This window comes from Mycobacterium tuberculosis complex sp. N0072 (genome assembly GCF_030323725.1).
In the GTDB taxonomy this organism is placed as follows: domain Bacteria; phylum Actinomycetota; class Actinomycetes; order Mycobacteriales; family Mycobacteriaceae; genus Mycobacterium; species Mycobacterium tuberculosis.
In genome coordinates this window covers 3,987,564-4,011,131 of record NZ_CP040689.1, presented here as the reverse complement: position 1 = coordinate 4,011,131, position 23,568 = coordinate 3,987,564, and the positions used below count along the sequence as shown (strand labels likewise).

Sequence of the window (23,568 nt, the reverse complement as noted above, 5' to 3'; positions counted from 1 at the left end):
TTAGCCTACAGGGCATGCAGGACGTCGAGGAGTTCCGGGCGCAGGTCCGCGGTTGGCTCGCCGACAATCTGGCCGGCGAATTCGCGGCACTTAAGGGCCTCGGCGGGCCGGGGCGCGAGCACGAAGCGTTCGAGGAACGCCGGGCGTGGAATCAGCGCCTGGCCGCCGCGGGGCTGACCTGCCTGGGCTGGCCGGAAGAACACGGCGGGCGGGGGCTCTCGACCGCGCACCGGGTGGCGTTCTACGAGGAATACGCCCGCGCCGACGCGCCGGACAAGGTCAACCACTTCGGCGAGGAACTGCTGGGTCCGACGCTGATCGCGTTCGGAACGCCGCAGCAGCAGCGGCGCTTCCTGCCGCGCATCCGCGACGTCACCGAGCTGTGGTGTCAGGGATATTCGGAGCCCGGCGCTGGCAGCGACCTGGCCAGCGTTGCGACCACCGCAGAACTCGACGGCGACCAGTGGGTGATAAACGGCCAGAAGGTGTGGACGTCGCTGGCGCACCTGTCGCAATGGTGCTTTGTGCTCGCACGCACCGAGAAGGGCTCGCAGCGCCACGCCGGCCTGTCGTATCTGCTGGTGCCGCTGGACCAGCCCGGCGTGCAGATCCGGCCGATCGTGCAGATCACCGGCACCGCGGAGTTCAACGAGGTGTTCTTCGACGACGCCCGCACCGACGCCGACCTGGTGGTCGGCGCACCGGGCGACGGCTGGCGGGTCGCGATGGCGACGCTGACCTTCGAGCGCGGCGTCTCGACGCTGGGTCAGCAGATCGTCTACGCCCGTGAGCTTTCCAATCTGGTCGAGCTGGCGCGGCGCACCGCCGCCGCGGATGACCCGCTGATCCGGGAGCGGCTGACCCGGGCGTGGACCGGGCTGCGCGCCATGCGCTCCTATGCTTTGGCCACCATGGAAGGGCCAGCCGTTGAGCAGCCCGGCCAGGACAATGTGTCAAAGTTGTTGTGGGCCAACTGGCATCGCAACCTGGGTGAGCTGGCCATGGACGTGATCGGTAAACCCGGAATGACCATGCCCGACGGCGAGTTCGACGAGTGGCAGCGGCTATATCTATTCACCCGCGCCGACACCATCTACGGAGGATCCAACGAGATCCAGCGCAACATCATCGCCGAGCGGGTGCTCGGTCTGCCCCGGGAGGCCAAGGGATGAACCTGTCCGTAGCGCCGAAAGAGATTGCCGGACATGGACTTCTGGATGGCAAGGTGGTCGTCGTGACGGCGGCTGCGGGCACCGGCATCGGTTCGGCCACCGCGCGGCGAGCCTTGGCGGAGGGCGCCGACGTGGTGATCTCGGACCACCATGAACGACGGCTGGGGGAGACGGCCGCCGAGTTGTCTGCGCTGGGGCTGGGCCGGGTGGAGCATGTGGTGTGCGACGTGACGTCCACCGCCCAGGTCGACGCGCTGATCGACTCGACCACCGCCCGGATGGGCCGGCTCGACGTGCTGGTCAACAACGCCGGGCTGGGCGGGCAGACGCCGGTGGCCGACATGACCGACGACGAGTGGGACCGCGTGTTAGACGTGAGCCTGACGTCGGTGTTCCGGGCCACCCGGGCCGCATTGCGCTACTTCCGCGACGCGCCGCATGGCGGGGTGATCGTCAACAACGCCAGCGTGCTGGGCTGGCGGGCCCAGCATTCGCAGTCGCACTATGCCGCCGCCAAGGCCGGGGTGATGGCGTTGACCCGGTGCAGCGCAATCGAAGCCGCCGAGTATGGGGTGCGGATCAACGCCGTCTCGCCCAGCATCGCCCGGCACAAGTTCCTGGACAAGACCGCCTCGGCCGAGCTGCTGGACCGGCTGGCGGCCGGCGAGGCGTTCGGCCGGGCCGCCGAGCCCTGGGAGGTGGCGGCCACCATCGCGTTTCTGGCCAGCGACTACTCGAGTTACCTGACTGGTGAGGTGATTTCGGTATCCTGCCAGCACCCGTGAGTGTCGCGCTACCCCAACAGCTGGCGCAGGTTGAACAACCCCGATATGGCGGTGCCCATGTTAAACAGGCCCGTGTTCAAGCCGCTCCGGACGGAGCCAAAGAGGGTGCCCGGGACGCCGATGTTGCCAATGCCCGAGGTCTGGCCGTTGATGACAGTGCCCCCGCTGGCCGTGTTGAAGAACCCGGAGACGTCGACGGCTAAGGGGCCGGTGGGGGTGTTGAAGAAGCCCGAGACGTCGGTGCCGGTGTTGCCGAAGCCCGAGTTGGTCAGGCCGCTGTCGGTAATGATCCCGAAACCGGTGTTCACATTGCCCGCATTCCACGAGCCGGTGTTGATGTTGCCCGAGTTCCCATTGCCGGTGTTGACGTTGCCGGAGTTGTCAAACCCCGTGTTGACGAAGCCCGCGTTTCCGAAGCCGGTGTTTAATTCACCCGCGTTCCCCAAGCCGGTGTTGAGGATGCTCGCGTTCCCGAAGCCGGTGTTGAGAACGCCCGCGTTCCCGAAGCCGATGTTGGCGTTGCCGGAATTCCCGACGCCCAGGTTGTTGAGGTCGCCAGGCACCAGGGTATTGGCTCCGGTGTTGAAGACGCCGATGTTGCCGCTGCCGGAGTTGAACAAGCCGATGTTGTTGGTGCCGGAGTTGCCGATGCCGATATTGCCGCTGCCGGAGTTCAGCAGCCCGGCCAGGTTGATGCCCATCTGATTGTTGCCGGTGAGCCCGATTCCGATGTTGTTGTTGCCGGTGTTGCTGAAGCCGAAGTTGTTGTTGCCGGTGTTGCCGCCACCGATGTTGCCGTTGCCGGTGTTGCCGCCGCCGGTGTTGGCGTCGCCGGTGTTGCCGAAGCCCATGTTGTTGTTGCCGATGTTGCCCAGGCCCACGTTGTTCTGGCCCGGCGTCGCCAAGAGGTTAACGTCTATGGGGCCCTGGTTGCCGAAGCCGATGTTTCCGGTGCCGACGTTGCCGGCGCCGAAGTTGTCGCTGCCTCGGTTGCCGCTGCCGATGTTGTTATTGCCGATGTTGCCGCCGCCGAGGTTGGAGCTGCCTTTGTTTCCGTTGCCGATGTTGCCGCTGCCGGTGTTGCCGCCGCCGAGGTTGGCGTTGCCCTGGTTGCCGATGCCCAGATTGGGCAGGGTGTTGAGGAACTGTTGCAGGCCGGCCGGCAACGGCAACTGCGCGGCGGCCTGCGAGGCCCCGGCGTGATAGCCGGTCATCGCCGCCACATCAGCGGCCCAGTATTCCTCGTAAAGGCTTTCAACGGCGGCGATCCACGGCGCGTTGAGCCCCAGCCAATTCGACCGAATCAACGCCAAGAACGCCTCACGGTTGGCCGCCACCGCGGCCGGAGGCACGATCGCGGCCTTGGCGGCCTCGAACACGCTGGCCACCGCCTTAGCCTGCCCGGCAGCCAGCTGGGCTTGAGCCGAGGCTGTGGTCAAAAAGCCCGCATACGGCGCCGCCGCGGCGGCCATCGCCGCCGACGCCGGGCCCTGCCACGCCTGCCCGGTTAACCCCGTGGTCACCGAGGAGAACGACGACGCGGCGGTTCCCAACTCCGCGGCCAGCCCGTCCCAGGCCGCCGCCGCCTGAAGCATCGGCGCCGAACCGGCACCCAGGTACATCCGCAACGAGTTGATCTCCGGCGGCAACACCGAAAAATGAGCCATGTTGACCTCCTCGTTACTGGCGCCGCCGCCGCACCAGGGTGATCGGCACGATCCGCGTAGTCCGATTAGGCTATGACGACGCGCGGAAGAATATGCGCAATCCGCCAGAATGCCCAGAACGCTAGGCACTCTCCGCCGATACCCCAGATGTCTCCCGTGATCAGGTACCAAGCCCCTCGATCCTGCACCTGGGCCGGGCTGTGCGGGCAAGGCGTCCATCCAGCGCCAGCAACGTCGCATCTAATGCCCCGGTGAGCGAAGGGCGCATCCCTCGTACCGAATTCCCGGATTCCCACCCCATCGAGGTCGCAGCTGGCCGAGCAAGCGCTTGGTTGATAGTCTGGTCGGATGGATCGAGTGGCCGGTCAGGTCAATAGCCGGCGAGGCGAGTTGCTGGAGCTCGCGGCGGCGATGTTCGCCGAGCGCGGACTGCGCGCCACCACCGTGCGCGATATCGCCGACGGCGCCGGCATCCTATCCGGCAGCCTGTATCACCATTTCGCCTCCAAAGAGGAGATGGTCGATGAGCTGTTACGCGGTTTCCTCGATTGGCTCTTCGCCCGTTACCGCGACATCGTGGATAGCACGGCCAATCCGCTGGAGCGGCTGCAGGGCCTGTTCATGGCGTCGTTTGAGGCGATCGAGCATCATCACGCGCAAGTGGTGATCTACCAGGATGAAGCGCAACGGCTGGCGTCGCAACCCAGGTTTTCCTACATCGAGGACCGTAACAAGCAGCAGCGCAAGATGTGGGTGGACGTGCTCAACCAGGGCATCGAAGAGGGCTACTTCCGGCCCGACCTAGACGTCGACCTGGTCTACCGATTCATCCGTGACACCACCTGGGTGTCGGTGCGCTGGTATCGACCCGGTGGGCCGCTCACCGCCCAGCAGGTGGGCCAGCAATACCTAGCCATCGTGCTTGGCGGGATCACCAAAGAGGGAGTCTGAAATGCCCCGTGTCGACGACGATGCGGTGGGGGTACCACTCACTGGCAACGGGAGAGGAGCGGTTATGACAGAGGCGTACGTCATCGACGCCGTACGGACCGCGGTCGGCAAGCGGGGCGGCGCACTGGCCGGTATCCATCCCGTCGACCTGGGTGCCCTGGCCTGGCGCGGACTGCTGGACCGGACCGACATCGACCCCGCCGCCGTCGACGACGTGATCGCCGGATGTGTCGACGCCATCGGCGGACAGGCGGGCAACATCGCCCGACTGTCGTGGCTGGCCGCCGGCTATCCCGAAGAGGTCCCCGGTGTCACCGTGGACCGCCAGTGCGGATCCAGCCAGCAGGCGATTTCCTTTGGCGCGCAGGCGATCATGTCCGGCACGGCGGATGTCATCGTGGCCGGCGGCGTGCAGAACATGAGCCAGATCCCGATCTCGTCGGCGATGACCGTGGGCGAACAGTTCGGGTTCACCTCGCCGACCAACGAATCCAAGCAATGGTTACACCGGTATGGCGACCAGGAGATTTCACAGTTCCGTGGCTCGGAGCTGATCGCCGAGAAGTGGAACCTGTCCCGTGAAGAGATGGAGCGGTACTCGCTGACCAGCCACGAACGCGCGTTCGCGGCGATCCGCGCCGGCCACTTCGAAAACGAAATCATCACTGTGGAAACCGAATCCGGGCCGTTCCGGGTTGATGAGGGCCCGCGGGAGTCGTCGCTGGAGAAGATGGCCGGCTTGCAGCCGCTGGTCGAGGGCGGCCGGCTGACGGCGGCGATGGCCAGTCAGATCTCCGACGGCGCCAGTGCAGTGTTGCTGGCCTCCGAGCGGGCCGTCAAAGACCATGGACTTAGGCCCCGTGCCCGCATCCACCACATCAGTGCGCGCGCCGCCGACCCGGTATTCATGCTGACCGGACCCATCCCCGCCACCCGGTACGCGCTGGACAAGACCGGGCTTGCCATCGACGACATCGACACCGTCGAGATCAACGAGGCGTTCGCGCCGGTAGTTATGGCCTGGCTCAAGGAAATCAAGGCCGACCCGGCGAAGGTCAACCCCAACGGCGGCGCGATCGCGCTGGGGCATCCGCTAGGCGCCACCGGCGCCAAACTGTTCACCACCATGCTGGGCGAGCTGGAGCGCATCGGTGGCCGCTACGGGCTGCAGACCATGTGCGAGGGCGGCGGCACCGCCAACGTCACCATTATCGAGCGGCTGTAGGCCTTCGTTGGCGCCGAGGGTGAATCTCACGACGGGTCGTCGGCGTGTCGCGTCGTGCGATTCACTGTCGGCGGGGTGTCGGTGGGTGATGCCAGGATGTGGCCATGGACGAACTTCCATGGCCCGTCCTGGGCTCGGAAGTGTTGGCCGCAAAGGCCATTCCGGAGCGGGCCATGAGACAGCTCTACGAGCCAGTCTACCCGGGCGTCTACGCCCCGGCCGGTGTGGAGCTGACGGCGCGCCAGCGCGCCCACGCGGCGTGGCTGTGGTCGCGGCGCCGCGCCGTCGTGGCCGGCAATTCGGCGGCGGCGCTGCTTGGCGCGAAGTGGGTAAACCCAGCGCTTGACGCAGAGTTAGTGCACGCCAATCGAAAGCCTCCGCCGCGCATCGTCGTGCACACGGATCGATTGGCGCCGCACGAGACGGTTGCGGTTGACGGTGTCGCGGTAACCACCCCGGCGCGCACCGCCTTCGATATCGGGCGGCGCACACCCTCGCGGCTGCAGGCCGTTCAACGGCTGGACGCGTTGGCGAATTCGACCGATGTCAAGGTCGCCGACGTGCAGGCCGTCATTGCCGAACATACCGGTGCGCGCGGCCTGGTCCGCCTCCGTGCGGTGCTGCCGCTGATCGACGGGGGTGCGGAATCCCCACAGGAGACGTGGACCCGATTGGTGTTGATCGATGCCGGTCTGCCGAAGCCGCAAACACAGATCAGAGTGTTTGACGACTACGGGGACTTCGTCGCCCGCATCGACCTGGGCTACGAGCAATTGCGAGTCGGTGTCGAGTATGACGGGCCACAGCATTGGACAGACCCGGCGCAGCGGGCTCGGGACATCGAGCGGTCCACCGCGTTGCTGGATCTGGGCTGGACGATCATCAGGGTCACCAGTGAGCTGCTCCGGTACCGCCGGGGCACGTTCGTTGGCCGCGTCGATGCCGCGATGCGGGCGGCGGGATGGCGCCCATGAGCGCCGAGAGTGAACCACACGACGGCGAATCGGCGTGTCGCGTCGTCAGATTCACAGTCGGCGCAAGTATGGGGCGGCGCCACGAACCTAGGCGTCGTAGTCGACGGCGACGAATGGTGTCGTCGGGTGTGACTGGCAGGTCAGGATGTAGCCGGCATCCAGCTCCGCCTTCCGGAGGGCGAAGTTGTGGTCCATCTCGACGTTGCCCTCGATCAGTTTGGCTCGGCAGGTGCCGCATGCGCCGCCCATGCACGCATACGGCGCATCGCTGCGCAGCCCCAGCGCCCCTTCCAGAATCGAGTCGCCGGGCACCAGATCGAATATCGCCCGCTGCCCGGACAGCGTGAAGGTGACGGTGGCTCCCGCATAGGAGGGACGGGTCGCCGGGGGCGTGTCGAACCCGTAGAACAACTCCAGGTGAATGCGCTCGGAGTCCACGCCGTGCTCGATCAGGGTCTCGCGCACCGCGGTGGCCATGGCGAGCGGGCCGCAGATGAACCATTCGTCCACACCGGCCGGCCGCAGGGTACTCGTCAGCCACCTGGTGAGTTTGTCTCGGTCGATGCGCCCGCGCAGCTCCGGGGTGTGCAGCGGCTCGCTGGAGAGCACGTGCAGGATTTCCAGCCGGTCGGCATAGCGCGACTCCAGACGATCCAGCTCGGCCCGAAACATCGTCGATTCCTTGGTGCGGTTGCCGTAGATCAGCGTGAATCGGCTTTCGGTCTCGATCTCCAGCGTGGTCGCCAGGATGGACAGCACCGGGGTGATCCCGCTGCCGGCCACCAGGCCCACATAGTGCTTGCGGTGCAACGGATCCAGCGGGGTGCCGAACCGGCCGGTCGGTGTCATCAGCTCGAGCACGTCGCCGGCCTTCAGTTCGTTGGCCACGAACGTCGAAAACGCCCCGCCGGGAATGTGTTTGACGGCGATGCGCAGCTGGGCGCGGGTGGCCGGGGCGCAGATCGAGTAGTTGCGCCGGATGCCTTGGCCGCCCAGGTCGGTGCGCACCGTCACGTGCTGGCCCGGCTCGAATCGGAACGCGTCCCGCAATGCTTCCGGCACCGCGAAAGTCACCAGGGTGGCATCGGCGGTGATGGGATCCACCGACGCGACCGGGATGCGGTGCAGCACCGCGTGCGGCGAGCTGGAGCGGGCCGGCATCCGCACCGGCAGCAGTCGCGCGAGCCGGCCGTTGAGCTCCTTCCACTGCCGGTACTCGTCCGGATTCAGTTGCTGGCCAAAGACCGTGGAGATCGCGGCGTTGCGTTCCAGATACGCCTCCTCGTTGCGCCGCCAGGTGCGCAGGTACCGGTAGAACGGCACCGACGGGTGCAGGTGGTGCACCAAGTGGTAGTTCTGCGACAGCAGCACCGGGGTGAACAGCCACTCGGCGCCAACCCGGTTGCGGGTCGCGCGGTAGCGGTTGCTGCGCTGGGTGTCCTCCAGACCGTGGTGGGGCAGCCAGTCGAACCACCAGGCCAGCACGGTAAGGCCGATACGTTGCGGGATCAGGAAGACGATCGCCAGCGTCCAGAAGTTGCCGGTGACGATGGCGACGATCAGGCCGGTCAGGAACAGGGTCATCATCACCAGCGTCTCGGCGACCTCGATGACCGGCCGGCTGCGGCCGCGAGGCAGGTAGTACTTGATGTAGAAGTACTCGACCATCGACCAGCGCAACGGCAGCACCCACAGCGAGCCGTGTGAGGCGAAGGTGTCCGGGTCTTGCTCGTCGTCGTTGGAATGGCGGTGGTGCTGGATGTGGATGTACCCGAAGGCCGGGAACGCGACCACCGGCCCGACGAAAAGCCACGCCAGCCGCCCGAACAGCCCGTTCACCCACCGGATGGAGCTGATCGCGTAATGCGATGCGTCATGCACGACGGTGAACATCACGAACGTGACCGCGGCGTTGACGGGGATCGTCACCCAGAACGGGATCCATCCGCTGATGTAAGCGGTCGTAGAACCGACGAACGCGGTGAGCGTGGCCAGGAAGATCCCGATCGTGGGCAGCGCGAGTCTGGGGACCGACTCACCGGGGTCCGGCAGAGGGTGGTGCGCGGCGGACTCTGGAGCCGCCTGGTCCATCTCGACGGTCGACATAGCTGCGATAGCGTACTCTGCTTGACACGCGTCAGTCACTCCACCAGCGCAGATGCGGTTTGTAAATGTGTGATGGCGTCAAGCACGATCGACTCGATCAGCTCTTTGCACGACGGTAGGTCGTCAAGAATGCCCGCTACCTGGCCCGATGCCAGCACCCCGGCCTCGGTGTTGCCGTCGACCAGGCCGGCTTTGAGCAGCATCGGGGTGTTTGCCGCCATCAGCACCTGTGACCAGGTCAATTCCTTGCCGTGGCGCATGGTCAGGCCGTCTCGGATCATCGACCGCCAGGTCATCTGCGACATCCGTCTAAACTTGCCGGCATTGCGCAGCGCGGCCGCGAAACCTCGTGCCCGCGAGCCGCTTTCCAGCTTCTCGACCAGCTCGGTGCGCAGCACCCGGTGCGGCATCCCGTCGACGCGGGTGGTGACCACGGTGCCGTCCAAGCCGGCCTGCAGGTAACGCCGTTTGACCGCGTCGGGCACGGTGGAATCCGAGGTGAGCAGAAACCGGGTGCCCATGGCCACCCCGGCGGCGCCGTAGCACAACGCCGCGGCTAGCCCGCGCCCGTCGAAGAAGCCGCCGGCGGCGATCACCGGGATGCCGGTGCCCGCCACGGCGTCCAGCACCGACGGCAACAGCAGCGTGGTGGCGACCGGCCCGGTGTGGCCGCCGCCCTCGCCGCCCTGCACGATCATCGCGTCGGCGCCCCAGGCCGCCACCTTGCGCGCATGTTTGGCCGCGCCGATCGACGGTATGACCACCGCGCCGGCTTCTTTGAGCCGGGCGATCAGCTGCTGTTTGGGTGCCAACGCGAACGAGGCCACCCGCACCCCCTCGCGGATCATCAACTCGACGCGGTCGCCCGCGTCGGCTGCGTCGGCGCGGATGTTCACCCCGAATGGCTTGTCGGTGACGGCCTTGACCTTTGTGATCGCCGCCGCCAGCTCGTCCAGCGTCATGGTGGCCGAGGCCAAGATGCCCAGCCCGCCCGCGTTGGCGGTGGCCGACACCAGCCGGGCACCGGCCACCCAGCCCATCCCGGTCTGCACCACCGGGTGCTCGATGCCGATGAGCTCGGTCAGCGGCGTACGCAGCCTCATAGCCACCGCCGACAATGCAGTGGGGGTACCACCCGCTTGCAGGGGACGAAGCGATGTGGGCGCACCTCCCGCTTGCGGGGGAGAGGAGGCGGAACAATCATGATCGTATCTCCCTGTCCCGCAACGACTTCGGATCGATTACCGCGCGGATCAGGTGCAGTTCGTCGTCGGTGGGCAGCCTGGTCTGCTCGGCCGCGTCGAGGTCATGCACCTCGAACGAGGTGGCGTCGCGGACGTCGCCGGGCGTCACCCCGGGGTGTAGGGATACCGCCCGCATGGAGTGGTCGGGGCCGCCGAAGTCGAACACGCCTAGGTTGGACACCACCCGGTAGACGTTGACGAACCGGAAGGCCGGATTGTCCGGATCCACCTTGTCGTAGCCGATGCCGGAGACCACATCGACGGCCTCGACAAAGACCCGCTTGCAGTGGTTGCCCACCCAGTAACTGGTGGCGTGGTTGATGGTGTTGCCCGGCGAGCCGCGGACGCCGAACATCTGCCGGGTCGGCCGCTGCAGCGGCCCGAACGCCGAGATGTTCTGATTGCCATAGCGGTCGACCTGATTGGCGCCCATCACCACGTGCCGGCGCCCCCAGGCCAGGGTTTCGAAAACCCGGCCGAACGGCATCCACCCCTCAATCCTGTTTGGGGCGCCCGTCTTGCCCAATGCCGGTGTGTCCGCGAGCAGCTGAGCCTCGCCGTCGGTCAGCAGAATGTCCGGCGCGAAGGTGAGCCGCGCCAGCCGCGCCCCTACCGAGGCCATGTTGGTCATGGGGCTGATCATGATTTCGCCTGCATCGCGGAACAACTCGGCGCAGGCGACGGCACACACTTCGGCTCGGGTGCTCACCGTGATGCTCCAAAGTTGTGCACCGCGGCCTGGTAGTCCGCTTCGGTGCCGGATAGGTAGGTGTGCACGAACTGCTGCCAACCCACCTGTGTCGACGCCGCTTCGGCGTAGTGCCGCTGGAACTGCTCGTCGCGCCCGTAGTCCGGTGCGGCGGTGGTGAAGTGGGCGCCGCCGGGTGCTTCCACGATGGCGTCGACCATCATCCGGTTGACCAACAGCGCCTGCGGCGGCACCGATTTGACCAGTTCCTCGGTGGCGACGATGCGCTCCACCGACAGAAAGCGCCGCTCGGCGGCCATCAAGAAGAGATCGTCGAAGTAGGGGTCGATGCCGGTGTAGGCCGCATTGCCGTGGCTGTCACCGAGATTCAAGTGGGCGAAGGCGGCATCCAGGCGCAGTGCCGGCATGGCGATCAGTGTCTCGTACCCGCCGCCAGGCGCCGGATACGGCGACGTGACCGTCTGCAGCTCGCCTGCCCAGAACTGTGGTACCGAGCTGCCCAGCCCGGCGCGAATAGGCAGGAACGGCAGCCGTTGTGCCGCGGCCTGCAAACCGCAGCGCAGCATGCCCTCGTCCATCTCCCGGGCCTCGATCGCGCCGCTGGTGCGGGCGTGCGCGAACCACGGGTCGTAGAACGGCGGCGAGTCCAGCGAGACGAACCCGTAGTAGACCCGCTTGACCTTGCCCGCCGAGCACAGCAGCCCCAGGTCCGGCCCGCCGTAGGTGACCACCGTCAAATCGGTGACATCCGAGCGCAGGATGGCCCGCACGAACGCCATGGGCTTGCGCCGCGAGCCCCAGCCGGCGATGCCGATGGTCATGCCGCTGCGCAATTGCGCGACGGCGTCGTCAAGAGAGGTTCGTTTATCGGGCACTATGACTTCTTCACAAAGGCGTCGCGGTGCTCGTCGGCGACTCCGGCGAGGTTGAGCTCGAAGGTAAAACCTTGCTCCATCCGGTAACTCGCATTGACCCGTTGCACGTCGATGAAGTTCAGCGCCTCCTTGGCGGCGCGGATGACCCGGGTGTCTTTGGCGGCGATGTCGCGGGCCACCCGCAAAGCGGCCTCGTCCAGCTGATCGCGGGACACCACCTCGTGCACCGAGCCGAAGTGCTGCAAGGTGGCCGCGTCCACGGTGGCCGCCGTAAAGAACAGCCGTCGCATCAGGTGCTGGGGCACCAGCCGCGAGAGGTGCGTGGCCGCGCCCAGCGCGCCCCGTTCCACCTCGGGCAGGCCGAAGGTGGCGTCCTCGGAGGCCACGATGACGTCGGAGTTGCCGACCAGGCCGATGCCGCCGCCCACGCAGAATCCGTTCACGGCGGCGATCACCGGCACCGCGCACTCGTAGACGGCGCGGAATGCGGCGAAGCAGCCGCGGTTGGCGTCGATCAGCGCCGTGAAACCTTCGGTTCGTTGCATCTCTTTGATGTCCACCCCGGCGTTGAAGCCGCGCCCCTCGGCCCGCAGGATCACCGCGCGGGTGTCGGAGTTGGCGCCCGCGGCCGTCACCGCGTCGGCCAGGTCGAACCACGCTTTCGACGGGATGGCGTTGACCGGCGGGTAGTCGACGGTGACCGCGACGATGCCCGGTTCGGGCGTGGTGGAGGTGATCGGCATTGCACTCCTGCGGGTTCGCTACCTAAGCAAGCACTTGCTTGGTACACTAGCACAGTGACTCTCGCCGAGGCAGCCGACGCCATCAATTTCGGGCTGGCCGGGCGGGTGGTTTTGGTCACCGGCGGTGTCCGCGGGGTAGGCGCGGGCATCAGCTCGGTATTCGCCGAACAGGGCGCGACCGTGATCACCTCCGCGCGACGAGCGGTCGACGGCCAACCGTATGAGTTCCACCGCTGCGACATCCGGGACGAGGACTCGGTCAAGCGCCTGGTCGGTGAGATCGGGGAGCGGCACGGCCGACTCGACATGCTGGTCAACAACGCGGGCGGCTCGCCATACGCGCTGGCCGCCGAGGCGACACACAACTTCCACCGAAAGATCGTCGAGCTCAATGTGCTTGCACCGCTCCTGGTTTCCCAGCACGCCAACGTGCTGATGCAAGCGCAGCCCAACGGTGGGTCGATCGTAAACATCTGTAGCGTCAGCGGTCGCCGTCCCACTCCCGGCACGGCGGCCTATGGCGCGGCCAAGGCAGGCCTGGAAAACCTGACCACCACGCTGGCGGTGGAATGGGCACCCAAGGTTCGGGTCAACGCCGTGGTGGTCGGCATGGTGGAAACCGAACGGTCCGAACTGTTCTACGGTGATGCCGAGTCGATCGCTCGCGTCGCCGCCACGGTGCCGTTGGGCCGGCTGGCACGACCTGCCGACATTGGTTGGGCTGCAGCGTTTTTGGCGTCCGATGCGGCGTCATATATCAGCGGGGCGACGCTCGAGGTGCACGGCGGCGGTGAGCCGCCGCCGTACCTGGGCGCCTCGAGTGCCAACAAGTGACGAGCAAAGGAGCAATGGGGTCATGGGCTTGGTCGACGGCCGGGTGGTCATCGTCACCGGAGCGGGTGGCGGCATCGGCCGCGCACATGCGTTGGCCTTCGCGGCCGAGGGTGCGCGCGTGGTGGTCAACGATATCGGTGTGGGCCTGGACGGTTCGCCGGCAAGCGGCGGCAGCGCAGCCCAAGACGTGGTCGACGAGATCCTTGCGGCCGGTGGCCAAGCCGTCGCCGACGGGTCGGACATCTCGGACTGGGACCAGGCGGCCAACCTGATCCAGGCCGCCGTCGAGACGTACGGTGGTGTGGACGTCCTGGTGAACAATGCCGGCATCGTGCGGGACCGGATGATCGCCAACACCAGCGAAGAGGAGTTCGACGCTGTCATCGCGGTGCACCTCAAGGGCCACTTCGCCACCATGCGGCACGCCGCGTCCCATTGGCGGGGACTGTCCAAGGCGGGCAAAGCCCCGAAAGACATTGACGCGCGGATCATCAACACCAGCTCTGGCGCGGGCCTACAGGGCAGCGTGGGGCAGGGCAACTACAGCGCCGCCAAGGCCGGAATCGCGGCGCTGACGCTCGTCGGCGCCGCCGAAATGAGGCGGTACGGCGTGACCGTCAACGCGATCGCGCCGGCGGCGCGCACCCGCATGACCGAGACTGTGTTCGCGGAGATGATGGCCAAGCCGCAGGAGGGGTTCGACGCGATGGCCCCGGAGAACGTCTCACCCTTGGTGGTATGGCTGGGCAGTGCGGAGTCCCGCGATGTCACTGGGAAGGTATTCGAGGTCGAGGGCGGCATCATCCGGGTCGCCGAGGGCTGGGCGCATGGCCCGCAGGTGGACAAGGGCGTGAAATGGGATCCGGCCGAGCTGGGGCCCGTCGTCAGCGACCTGTTGGCCAAGTCGCGGCCGCCGGTTCCGGTCTATGGGGCCTAGTTATCTGCGCCGAGCGTGAACTCAGGGCGAGATTTCGGCCGTTTTCTCGCCCTGGCTTCACGTTCGGCGAAGTTGGGAACGGTCAGGGTTCGCAAACCACGATCGGGATCGTGCGGTCGGTCCAGGACTGGTAGTCCTGATAACTTGGGTACATCGTGACCAACTGTGGCCAATATTCGGCGCGCTCCTCGTCGGTCGCGTCCCGCGCGGTAAGGTCCAGCACTTCCTTTTTGATCTGTACCTGAACCTTGGGGTTGGCCTTGAGGTTGAGGTACCACATCGGGTTCTTCTCCGCGCCGCCCTTGGAGGCCGCGACAATGACCCGCCCACCGTCGCGCAGGAAGTAGAGCGGGTTGACCCGCGGCTGGCCGGTCTTGCGGCCGGTGGTGGTCAGCAGCGCGACCGGAATCTTCTGGAAGGTGCCGCCCAGACCCTCCCCGTCGTTGCGGCGGTACATCCAGGTATTAATCCGTGACATCCACTTGATAAAGAAGTCGCTGAGCGGCGAATTCAGAAACCGCGGCGGTGATTTCGGCATGACGCTGATCCTAGCGACCAAGGGTCGCCAAAGGCGCGCGTCCGCCTCGCTATCTAATCATCGGTCGCTTCATGTTGCAGTCACGCCGCACGGTGCCCTGCCGCAGCTAGGTTAAATCCGCTCGATGATGGTGCCGGTGGACAGGGCCCCGCCGGCGCACATGGTGATCAGCGCGAGGCTCTGGTCGGTGCGCTCGAGCTCGTGCAGGGCGGTGGTGATCAGCCGGCTGCCGGTGCAGCCCACCGGATGCCCCAGCGCGATCGCCCCGCCGTTGACGTTGACCCGGTCCATGTCGGGCTCGTGCACCCGCGCCCAGGACAGCACCACGGACGCGAACGCCTCGTTGATCTCGACGATGTCGATGTCGCCGATCTTCATGCCGGCCTTCTCCAGCACCTTCGCGGTGGACTGCACCGGGCCGTCCAGGTGGTAGTAGGGCTCGGCGCCGACGAGTGCCTGGGCGACGATCCGGGCCCGCGGGGTCAGGCCGTGCGCACGTGCCACGGCTTCGTCCATCCACAACACGGCTGCCGCGCCGTCGGAGATCTGCGACGACGTGCCCGCGGTGTGGATGCCGCCCTCGAGCACCGGTTTCAGCTCGCCTAGCCCCGCCATCGTGGTCTCGCGCAGGCCCTGGTCGCGAAAGACCAGGCGCCGCTCGCCGGTGGGCTGATTCTGCTCGTCGAGCACCGGCGCCTGGATCGGCGAGATCTCGCGGTCAAAGCGGCCCTCCGCCCAGGCCCGCTGCGCGCGTCGCTGCGACTCGAGCCCGAAGACATCCACGTCCTCGCGGGTGATGCCGCGCCGCTTGGCGATCCGCTCGGCGGCCTCGAACTGGTTCGGCAGGTCGATATCCCATGACTGCGCGCGGATCAGCGAGCGGTCCGGCCCGGCGTTGGCGCCCAGCCCGACCCGGCTCATCGCCTCGATGCCGCAGGCGATGCCGACATCGATGGCACCGGCCGCGATCAACCCGGCAATCAGATGGTTGGCCTGCTGGCCGCTGCCGCACTGGCAGTCGACGGTGGTGGCGCCGACGTGTTCGGGCAAACCGGCCGTCAGCCAGGCCACCCGGCTGATGTTGTTGGATTGCTCCCCGAACTGGGTCACGCAACCGCCGATGACCTGTTCGACGTCACCGGCGTGAAGGCCGGACTGGATGCCGGCCTTGTCGACCACCGCCTTTTGCACCGCGCCCAACAACTCGGTGGCATGCAGCCCCGACAGCCATCCGTTGCGTTTGCCGATGGGGCTGCGGGTGGCTTCAACGATGACCGGGTAACCCATGGGGCCAGGCTAGAACACGTTTCATTACTATGACAAGCAAGGTTGCTTCAATGCCTTTTGTCTGCGGTGAAGGCATGTTTTACTGGCAGAAGGTCCTCACTAGGACAGCTAGTGTCGTGGAATCACCAGTCAGTGGAGATTGCAGTAAGGAGAACTACCGTGCCCAGCCCCAATCTGCCGCCCGGGTTCGATTTCACCGACCCCGCAATCTACGCCGAACGGCTGCCGGTTGCCGAATTCGCCGAGCTGCGGTCCGCGGCGCCGATCTGGTGGAACGGGCAGGATCCTGGCAAGGGCGGCGGCTTTCACGACGGCGGTTTCTGGGCGATCACCAAACTCAACGACGTCAAAGAGATATCGCGGCATAGCGACGTGTTCTCCAGCTACGAAAACGGGGTGATCCCGCGATTCAAGAACGACATCGCGCGTGAGGACATCGAGGTTCAGCGCTTCGTCATGCTCAACATGGACGCGCCGCACCACACCCGGCTGCGCAAGATCATCTCTCGCGGCTTCACGCCACGTGCGGTCGGACGCCTGCATGACGAGCTCCAGGAGCGCGCCCAGAAGATCGCCGCGGAGGCGGCCGCCGCGGGTTCTGGAGACTTTGTCGAGCAGGTTTCCTGTGAGTTGCCATTGCAGGCGATCGCGGGCTTGCTGGGCGTGCCGCAGGAGGACCGCGGCAAGCTGTTCCACTGGTCAAACGAGATGACCGGCAACGAGGATCCGGAATACGCCCACATCGATCCGAAGGCGTCCTCGGCGGAGCTGATCGGCTATGCGATGAAGATGGCCGAGGAGAAGGCGAAGAACCCCGCCGACGACATCGTGACTCAGTTGATCCAAGCCGATATCGACGGCGAGAAGCTCTCCGACGACGAGTTCGGCTTCTTCGTGGTGATGCTGGCGGTGGCCGGTAACGAGACCACCCGCAACTCCATCACCCAGGGCATGATGGCGTTCGCTGAACACCCCGACCAGTGGGAGCTGTACAAGAAAGTGCGTCCGGAGACCGCGGCCGATGAGATCGTGCGCTGGGCAACCCCGGTCACCGCTTTTCAGCGCACCGCGCTGCGGGACTACGAGTTGTCCGGCGTACAGATTAAGAAGGGTCAGCGGGTGGTGATGTTCTACCGGTCGGCTAACTTCGACGAAGAGGTTTTCCAGGATCCGTTCACATTTAACATCCTGCGCAACCCCAACCCGCACGTCGGCTTCGGCGGCACCGGCGCTCATTACTGCATCGGTGCGAATCTGGCCCGGATGACGATCAACCTAATCTTTAACGCCGTAGCCGACCACATGCCCGACCTCAAGCCGATCTCGGCGCCCGAGCGGCTGCGGTCCGGCTGGCTCAACGGCATTAAGCACTGGCAGGTCGACTACACCGGTAGATGCCCGGTTGCTCACTAATGGATTTCGATCCCACTGCGGAACAGCAAGCCGTCGCCGACGTGGTCACGTCGGTGTTGGAGCGGGACATCTCGTGGGAGGCGCTGGTCTGCGGTGGTGTGACGGCGCTGCCGGTGCCGGAACGTCTCGGCGGCGACGGCGTGGGCCTATTCGAAGTCGGCGCGCTGCTCACCGAGGTGGGTCGCCACGGCGCCGTCACGCCGGCGCTGGCAACGCTGGGTCTTGGGGTGGTGCCGCTGCTCGAGCTGGCATCCGCCGAGCAACAGGACCGCTTCCTGGCCGGGGTGGCCAAGGGAGGAGTACTGACCGCCGCGCTCAACGAGCCCGGGGCGGCGCTGCCGGATCGGCCTGCCACTAGCTTTGTGGGTGGGCGGTTGTCGGGCACCAAAGTCGGTGTTGGCTACGCCGAACAGGCGGACTGGATGTTGGTGACCGCCGACAACGCCGTCGTGGTGGTGTCGCCGACGGCCGACGGTGTGCGCATGGTTCGTACGCCCACATCGAATGGTTCAGACGAGTATGTGATGACGATGGACGGCGTGGCGGTTGCCGACTGTGACATCCTGGCGGATGTAGCCGCGCACCGGGTCAATCAGCTAGCGCTGGCCGTCATGGGTGCATACGCCGACGGGCTGGTCGCCGGGGCGCTGCGGCTGACCGCCGACTACGTGGCGAACCGGAAGCAGTTCGGTAAGCCGCTGTCAACCTTCCAGACCGTGGCCGCGCAGCTCGCCGAGGTTTACATCGCCTCGCGCACCATTGACCTGGTGGCCAAGTCGGTGATCTGGAGACTGGCCGAGGATCTGGATGCGGGAGATGATCTGGGCGTCCTCGGGTACTGGGTGACATCGCAGGCGCCGCCGGCGATGCAAATCTGCCATCACCTGCACGGCGGCATGGGGATGGACGTCACGTATCCGATGCACCGCTACTACTCCACGATCAAGGACCTCACCCGGCTGCTGGGCGGGCCCTCGCATCGCCTTGAGCTCCTGGGAGCGCGATGTTCATTGACCTGACGCCGGAGCAGCGCCAGCTGCAAGCCGAGATACGGCAATACTTTTCGAATCTCATCTCGCCCGACGAGCGCACGGAGATGGAGAAAGACCGGCACGGCCCGGCCTACCGTGCGGTGATACGGCGCATGGGCCGGGACGGCAGGCTCGGTGTTGGGTGGCCGAAAGAGTTCGGCGGTCTGGGTTTTGGTCCGATCGAGCAGCAGATCTTCGTCAACGAGGCCCATCGCGCCGACGTGCCGCTGCCCGCGGTGACGCTGCAGACCGTCGGCCCCACGCTGCAGGCGCACGGCAGCGAGCTGCAGAAGAAGAAGTTCCTGCCGGCGATCCTGGCCGGTGAGGCGCACTTCGCGATCGGCTACACCGAGCCGGAAGCCGGCACCGACCTGGCGTCGTTGCGCACCACCGCCGTTCGCGACGGCGACCACTACATCGTCAACGGCCAGAAGGTCTTCACCACCGGCGCACACGACGCCGACTACATCTGGCTGGCCTGCCGCACCGACCCGAATGCCGCTAAGCACAAAGGCATTTCCATTCTAATCGTCGACACCAAGGATCCCGGCTATTCCTGGACGCCGATCATCTTGGCCGACGGCGCCCACCACACCAATGCCACGTACTACAACGACGTGCGCGTGCCGGTCGACATGCTGGTCGGAAAGGAGAACGACGGCTGGCGGCTGATCACCACCCAACTCAACAACGAACGGGTAATGCTCGGCCCGGCCGGGCGGTTCGCCAGCATCTACGACCGGGTGCACGCGTGGGCGTCCGTGCCGGGTGGCAACGGCGTGACGCCGATCGACCACGACGACGTCAAGCGGGCTCTTGGTGAGATTCGTGCGATCTGGCGGATCAACGAGTTGCTCAACTGGCAGGTAGCGTCCGCCGGTGAGGACATCAACATGGCCGATGCCGCGGCCACGAAAGTCTTTGGCACCGAGCGTGTTCAGCGTGCCGGCCGGCTCGCCGAGGAAATCGTTGGCAAGTACGGCAACCCCGCCGAACCCGACACCGCCGAGCTACTGCGCTGGCTGGACGCCCAGACCAAGCGCAACCTGGTGATCACCTTCGGCGGGGGTGTGAACGAAGTCATGCGCGAGATGATCGCCGCGTCTGGCCTCAAAGTGCCAAGGGTGCCCAGGTGACCGGGGTGAGCGACATTCAGGAAGCGGTTGCCCAGATCAAGGCGGCCGGGCCCAGCAAGCCGCGCCTGGCCCGTGACCCGGTGAACCAGCCGATGATCAACAACTGGGTGGAGGCCATCGGCGACCGCAACCCCATCTATGTGGACGACGCGGCGGCTCGCGCCGCCGGCCACCCCGGAATCGTCGCGCCACCGGCCATGATTCAGGTGTGGACCATGATGGGTCTGGGCGGAGTGCGTCCGAAGGACGATCCGCTGGGACCCATCATCAAGCTGTTCGACGACGCCGGCTACATCGGTGTGGTTGCCACCAACTGCGAGCAGACCTACCACCGCTACCTATTGCCCGGGGAGCAAGTCAGCATCAGCGCCGAGCTCGGTGACGTCGTCGGACCCAAGCAAACCGCGCTCGGCGAGGGCTGGTTCATCAACCAGCACATCGTATGGCAAGTCGGGGACGAGGACGTCGCAGAGATGAATTGGCGCATCCTCAAATTCAAGCCCGCGGGTTCTCCGAGCTCGGTGCCTGACGATTTGGATCCCGACGCTATGATGCGTCCCTCGTCGTCGCGGGACACCGCGTTTTTCTGGGATGGAGTCAAGGCCCACGAATTGCGGATCCAGCGGCTTGCCGATGGCAGCCTGCGGCACCCACCGGTGCCGGCGGTGTGGCAAGACAAATCGGTGCCGATCAACTACGTCGTCTCCAGCGGTCGCGGCACGGTGTTCAGCTTCGTGGTGCATCACGCGCCGAAAGTTCCGGGTCGCACGGTGCCCTTCGTGATCGCGCTGGTGGAGCTCGAGGAAGGGGTACGCATGCTGGGCGAGCTGCGGGGGGCCGATCCTGCTCGTGTTGCGATCGGTATGCCGGTACGAGCGACCTATATCGATTTCCCCGACTGGAGCCTCTACGCATGGGAGCCTGACGAATGACGGTTGTTGGTGCTGTGCTGCCTGAGCTGAAGCTCTACGGAGACCCGACGTTCATCGTCTCAACGGCGCTGGCTACCAGGGACTTCCAGGATGTGCATCATGATCGAGACAAGGCCGTCGCCCAGGGGTCGAAAGACATTTTCGTCAACATCCTCACCGACACCGGGCTGGTGCAACGCTACGTCACCGACTGGGCGGGCCCGTCGGCGCTGATCAAGTCGATTGGGCTGCGGCTGGGGGTGCCGTGGTACGCCTACGACACGGTGACGTTCTCCGGTGAGGTGACCGCGGTGAACGACGGCTTGATCACGGTAAAGGTGGTGGGCCGCAATACCCTTGGCGACCACGTGACCGCGACGGTGGAACTTTCGATGAGGGATTCGTAGTGTTATCGGGTCAGGCGGCCATCGTCGGTATCGGCGCCACCGACTTTTCGAAGAACTCCGGTCGAAGTGAGCTGCGGCTGGCGGCCGAGGCGGTGTTGGATGCGTTGGCCGATGCGGGCCTGAGCCCGACCGATGTCGACGGGCTGACCACGTTCACGATGGACACCAACACCGAAATCGCCGTGGCGCGTGCGGCCGGCATCGGCGAGCTGACGTTCTTCTCCAAGATCCACTACGGCGGTGGCGCCGCATGTGCGACCGTGCAGCACGCCGCTATGGCAGTGGCCACCGGGGTGGCTGACGTCGTGGTGGCGTATCGGGCATTCAACGAACGATCCGGCATGCGGTTCGGTCAGGTGCAAACTCGTTTGACCGAGAATGCCGACTCCACCGGCGTGGACAATTCGTTTTCGTATCCGCACGGGCTCTCCACGCCCGCCGCGCAAGTGGCGATGATCGCTCGCCGGTACATGCACCTGTCTGGTGCGACCAGCCGGGACTTCGGTGCTGTCTCGGTGGCCGACCGCAAGCATGCCGCCAACAACCCCAAGGCGTACTTCTACGGCAAGCCGATAACCATTGAGGACCACCAGAATTCGAGGTGGATCGCCGAGCCGCTGCGGCTGCTGGACTGCTGCCAGGAGACCGACGGCGCGGTCGCGATCGTGGTGACGTCAGCTGCGCGCGCACGGGACCTCAAGCAGCGCCCGGTGGTCATTGAGGCGGCTGCGCAGGGCTGCAGTCCAGACCAGTACACGATGGTCAGCTACTACCGGCCGGAACTCGACGGCCTGCCCGAGATGGGCCTGGTGGGCCGGCAGCTATGGGCGCAGTCGGGGCTGACGCCGGCCGATGTCCAGACCGCAGTCCTCTACGACCACTTCACGCCGTTTACCCTGATTCAGTTGGAGGAGTTGGGATTCTGCGGCAAGGGCGAAGCGAAAGACTTCATCGCCGACGGCGCGATCGAGGTGGGCGGGCGGCTGCCCATCAACACCCACGGCGGTCAACTCGGCGAAGCCTACATCCATGGCATGAACGGCATCGCGGAGGGGGTGCGGCAGCTGCGCGGCACCTCGGTGAACCCGGTGGCGGGCGTCGAGCATGTGCTCGTCACCGCGGGCACCGGGGTGCCTACGTCCGGGCTGATCCTGGGTTAACTACCACACCAGGTTGCCGTGGCTGAAATAAGGGCCGGCGGTGGGGGCGTACTGTGAGTAGCCCGCGTCGACGAGCGGCTTCAGCACGTTGTTCAGCCCGCCGACGATCCAGTCTGGGACACCGATCTGCTTCAGTGGCAACAGCAACGGCAGCGTGGGCGACGGAATCATGTACGTTGTCGTGGTTCCGCCCAGTGAACTCGTGACAGCGGCGATCTCTATCCCCTGTTGTGGTGCGGCGTAGGCGGTCAGATCGTGAAAGTAAGCCGCGCCCATCAGTGCGTTGGCGCCGGCCAACAGGTTCCACGGACGGTCGGGCGGATCGGCCCAGATATCGTACTGGCTATTAACCACGCTGGTGTTGTACTGGCTCTCGGGCGCATTCCCCACGGTGTACCCCGCGATTGGAATGGTGGTGCCAACGGGCAGGTAGGTCTGGGCAAGACCGCGTTCCGGGCCGGCGAGCTCGACGAATGTGAGCGCGCTCGAGGGTGGCGCGTTGGGGTCGATGGCCAGATAGGCAAGTTCGCGGTCGATGACCATGCTGCCCATCGACAGTCCGGCCACCGTCACCGGCTGACCGGAGGCCGTGGCGGCCAGGATCTCGTTGTGCAACATCTGCTGACCGATAGCGATGGACTGGTTGGCATCGACGGCGCCAAGAGAGCCGCTAAGGACCCCGATGGTGGCCGGATAGCTCACCACTTCTGGCGTGGTGCCCGGAAACCAGTTCGTGCCGATCGCGGTGTTCAGCTCGGCATAACGCGCCGCCAGTAGCCTTCCGATGAACGGCAGTAACGTCGCTGCATGCACCGGAGATGCGCCGGGGACGGTAATGCGTGTCGTCGTTGAACTCGGGTTAGCGAGTTCCGTGTTTGTGCTGTCGGAGTGTTCGCCGCCCAACCGCCTGGGCAGCTCATGCAGCAACTGCTGCCACGGCCGCAACCGCGCCCCGACCGCCGAGGCCACCGCATGGTAGTTCAACATCGCGACAACATCCTGAGCCCACATCTGCTCGTAGATGGCCTCGGCGGCCGCAATCGCCGGGGTGTTCTGCCCGAACACATTCGACCCCGCCAACCAGGCCACGAGGGCGCGGTTCGCCGCGACCAGCGCCGGGTGTACGGTTGCGGCGAACGCCGCTTCATAGGCCAGCGCCATCGTCTGAGCCTGGCTGGCTGCTCCCTCTGCCTGGGTGGCCGCCGCGGCCAGCCACCCCGTATGGCGGGCGGCCTGCGCCGCCATCATCCGAGACGACGGCCCTTGCCACCAACGGTCCGCCAGGCCGGAGCACACCGACTCGAACGAGGCCGCCGCCAACCACAGTTCGGCGGCCAACTCATCCCAGGCCGCCGCGGCCGCCGATAGCGACCCGGGCCCCCCACCCGCGTACATCCGGGCCGAATTCACCTCTGGTGACAACGTCAAGAAATCCGCCATGACAACATCCCGCCGGCTCGGCC

Annotated in this window: 22 protein-coding genes; 13 read left to right on the top strand and 9 right to left on the bottom strand. The window is 66.0% G+C overall.

Annotation, left to right across the window (positions count from 1 at the left end; genetic code table 11):
- Positions 1-14 precede the first annotated feature (14 nt).
- Positions 15-1,172, top strand: coding sequence for an acyl-CoA dehydrogenase IpdE1 (ipdE1, locus tag FF952_RS18750; protein ID WP_003419340.1), 1,158 nt, complete (start codon positions 15-17; stop codon positions 1,170-1,172).
- Positions 1,169-1,957, top strand: a complete 789-nt coding sequence (ipdF, locus tag FF952_RS18745) for a (5R,7aS)-5-hydroxy-7a-methyl-1-oxo-2,3,5,6,7,7a-hexahydro-1H-indene-carboxyl-CoA reductase (RefSeq protein ID WP_003900097.1) — start codon at positions 1,169-1,171, stop codon at positions 1,955-1,957. The genes ipdE1 and ipdF overlap by 4 nt, the downstream gene beginning before the upstream one ends.
- 8 nt (positions 1,958-1,965) lie before the next feature.
- On the opposite strand, the gene FF952_RS18740 is transcribed toward ipdF, so the two are convergent.
- Complete coding sequence (locus FF952_RS18740) at positions 1,966-3,624, bottom strand: PPE family protein (protein ID WP_003905108.1); 1,659 nt, start codon at positions 3,622-3,624, stop codon at positions 1,966-1,968.
- A gap of 348 nt (positions 3,625-3,972) precedes the next feature.
- On the opposite strand from FF952_RS18740, the gene kstR2 reads away from it, so the two are divergent.
- The 3 genes from kstR2 to FF952_RS18725 all read left to right on the top strand — a co-directional run bounded on the left by kstR2 (position 3,973) and on the right by FF952_RS18725 (position 6,774).
- Positions 3,973-4,575, top strand: a complete 603-nt coding sequence (kstR2, locus tag FF952_RS18735) for a TetR family transcriptional regulator KstR2 (RefSeq protein WP_003419329.1) — start codon at positions 3,973-3,975, stop codon at positions 4,573-4,575.
- A gap of 64 nt (positions 4,576-4,639) precedes the next feature.
- Positions 4,640-5,800 (top strand): steroid 3-ketoacyl-CoA thiolase FadA6, encoded by a 1,161-nt coding sequence (fadA6, locus tag FF952_RS18730; protein WP_003419328.1) that lies wholly within the window; start codon positions 4,640-4,642, stop codon positions 5,798-5,800.
- 104 nt (positions 5,801-5,904) lie between these two features.
- Positions 5,905-6,774: a type IV toxin-antitoxin system AbiEi family antitoxin gene (locus FF952_RS18725; protein ID WP_003419327.1), complete on the top strand. Its 870-nt coding sequence runs from the start codon at positions 5,905-5,907 to the stop codon at positions 6,772-6,774.
- Positions 6,775-6,861: 87 nt separating this feature from the next.
- Here the strand turns inward: FF952_RS18725 and FF952_RS18720 are convergent, their stop codons facing one another.
- The 5 genes from FF952_RS18720 to echA20 all read right to left on the bottom strand — a co-directional run bounded on the left by FF952_RS18720 (position 6,862) and on the right by echA20 (position 12,451).
- The gene (locus FF952_RS18720; RefSeq protein WP_003419325.1) at positions 6,862-8,919 is read right to left on the bottom strand and encodes a fatty acid desaturase; all 2,058 of its coding nucleotides are present in this window, start codon (positions 8,917-8,919) and stop codon (positions 6,862-6,864) included.
- On the bottom strand, positions 8,916-9,983 hold the full coding sequence (gene ipdC / locus FF952_RS18715; RefSeq protein ID WP_003419324.1) for a (3aS,4S,5R,7aS)-5-hydroxy-7a-methyl-1-oxo-octahydro-1H-indene-4-carboxyl-CoA dehydrogenase: 1,068 nt from the start codon (positions 9,981-9,983) through the stop codon (positions 8,916-8,918). The genes FF952_RS18720 and ipdC overlap by 4 nt, the downstream gene beginning before the upstream one ends.
- 97 nt (positions 9,984-10,080) lie before the next feature.
- On the bottom strand, positions 10,081-10,833 hold the full coding sequence (gene ipdB / locus FF952_RS18710) for a cholesterol ring-cleaving hydrolase subunit IpdB (RefSeq protein WP_003419321.1): 753 nt from the start codon (positions 10,831-10,833) through the stop codon (positions 10,081-10,083).
- Positions 10,830-11,708 (bottom strand): cholesterol ring-cleaving hydrolase subunit IpdA, encoded by an 879-nt coding sequence (gene ipdA / locus FF952_RS18705; RefSeq protein ID WP_003419318.1) that lies wholly within the window; start codon positions 11,706-11,708, stop codon positions 10,830-10,832. Before ipdA ends, ipdB begins: the two co-directional genes overlap by 4 nt.
- Complete coding sequence (gene echA20, locus FF952_RS18700) at positions 11,708-12,451, bottom strand: (7aS)-7a-methyl-1,5-dioxo-2,3,5,6,7,7a-hexahydro-1H-indene-carboxyl-CoA hydrolase (RefSeq protein WP_003419315.1); 744 nt, start codon at positions 12,449-12,451, stop codon at positions 11,708-11,710. Before echA20 ends, ipdA begins: the two co-directional genes overlap by 1 nt.
- Positions 12,452-12,505: 54 nt before the next feature.
- Between echA20 and FF952_RS18695 the strand changes: the two genes are divergently transcribed.
- Positions 12,506-13,285, top strand: coding sequence for an SDR family oxidoreductase (locus FF952_RS18695; protein WP_244736089.1), 780 nt, complete (start codon positions 12,506-12,508; stop codon positions 13,283-13,285).
- A gap of 22 nt (positions 13,286-13,307) precedes the next feature.
- A complete protein-coding gene (locus FF952_RS18690) occupies positions 13,308-14,222 on the top strand; it encodes an SDR family oxidoreductase (RefSeq protein WP_003900711.1) in 915 nt (304 codons plus the stop codon).
- Between the two features lie 82 nt (positions 14,223-14,304).
- Here the strand turns inward: FF952_RS18690 and ddn are convergent, their stop codons facing one another.
- Together ddn and FF952_RS18680 are read right to left on the bottom strand one after the other, a co-directional pair.
- Positions 14,305-14,760, bottom strand: coding sequence for a deazaflavin-dependent nitroreductase Ddn (ddn, locus tag FF952_RS18685; RefSeq protein WP_003419309.1), 456 nt, complete (start codon positions 14,758-14,760; stop codon positions 14,305-14,307).
- 111 nt (positions 14,761-14,871) lie between these two features.
- Complete coding sequence (locus FF952_RS18680) at positions 14,872-16,047, bottom strand: steroid 3-ketoacyl-CoA thiolase (RefSeq protein ID WP_003419307.1); 1,176 nt, start codon at positions 16,045-16,047, stop codon at positions 14,872-14,874.
- A 159-nt stretch (positions 16,048-16,206) separates the two neighbouring features.
- On the opposite strand from FF952_RS18680, the gene cyp125 reads away from it, so the two are divergent.
- From cyp125 to ltp2, 6 genes are read left to right on the top strand one after another with little or no spacing between them, the layout of a single operon-like run.
- Positions 16,207-17,460, top strand: coding sequence for a steroid C26-monooxygenase Cyp125 (gene cyp125 / locus FF952_RS18675; RefSeq protein WP_003912260.1), 1,254 nt, complete (start codon positions 16,207-16,209; stop codon positions 17,458-17,460).
- Positions 17,460-18,479 (top strand): acyl-CoA dehydrogenase FadE28, encoded by a 1,020-nt coding sequence (gene fadE28 / locus FF952_RS18670; RefSeq protein ID WP_003419299.1) that lies wholly within the window; start codon positions 17,460-17,462, stop codon positions 18,477-18,479. The genes cyp125 and fadE28 overlap by 1 nt, the downstream gene beginning before the upstream one ends.
- Positions 18,464-19,627 (top strand): acyl-CoA dehydrogenase FadE29, encoded by a 1,164-nt coding sequence (gene fadE29 / locus FF952_RS18665; protein WP_003419296.1) that lies wholly within the window; start codon positions 18,464-18,466, stop codon positions 19,625-19,627. Before fadE28 ends, fadE29 begins: the two co-directional genes overlap by 16 nt.
- The gene (gene chsH2 / locus FF952_RS18660) at positions 19,624-20,559 is read left to right on the top strand and encodes a 3-oxo-23,24-bisnorchol-4,17(20)-dien-22-oyl-CoA hydratase subunit alpha ChsH2 (protein WP_003419293.1); all 936 of its coding nucleotides are present in this window, start codon (positions 19,624-19,626) and stop codon (positions 20,557-20,559) included. Before fadE29 ends, chsH2 begins: the two co-directional genes overlap by 4 nt.
- Positions 20,556-20,945, top strand: coding sequence for a 3-oxo-23,24-bisnorchol-4,17(20)-dien-22-oyl-CoA hydratase subunit beta ChsH1 (gene chsH1, locus FF952_RS18655; RefSeq protein WP_003419290.1), 390 nt, complete (start codon positions 20,556-20,558; stop codon positions 20,943-20,945). Before chsH2 ends, chsH1 begins: the two co-directional genes overlap by 4 nt.
- Positions 20,945-22,105, top strand: coding sequence for a 17-hydroxy-3-oxo-4-pregnene-20-carboxyl-CoA lyase (gene ltp2, locus FF952_RS18650; protein ID WP_003419287.1), 1,161 nt, complete (start codon positions 20,945-20,947; stop codon positions 22,103-22,105). Before chsH1 ends, ltp2 begins: the two co-directional genes overlap by 1 nt.
- On the opposite strand, the gene FF952_RS18645 is transcribed toward ltp2, so the two are convergent.
- Positions 22,106-23,545 carry a PPE family protein gene (locus tag FF952_RS18645; RefSeq protein ID WP_003904349.1) on the bottom strand — a complete coding sequence of 480 codons (1,440 nt, stop codon included), beginning with the start codon at positions 23,543-23,545 and terminating at the stop codon, positions 22,106-22,108.
- Positions 23,546-23,568: the final 23 nt, after the last annotated feature.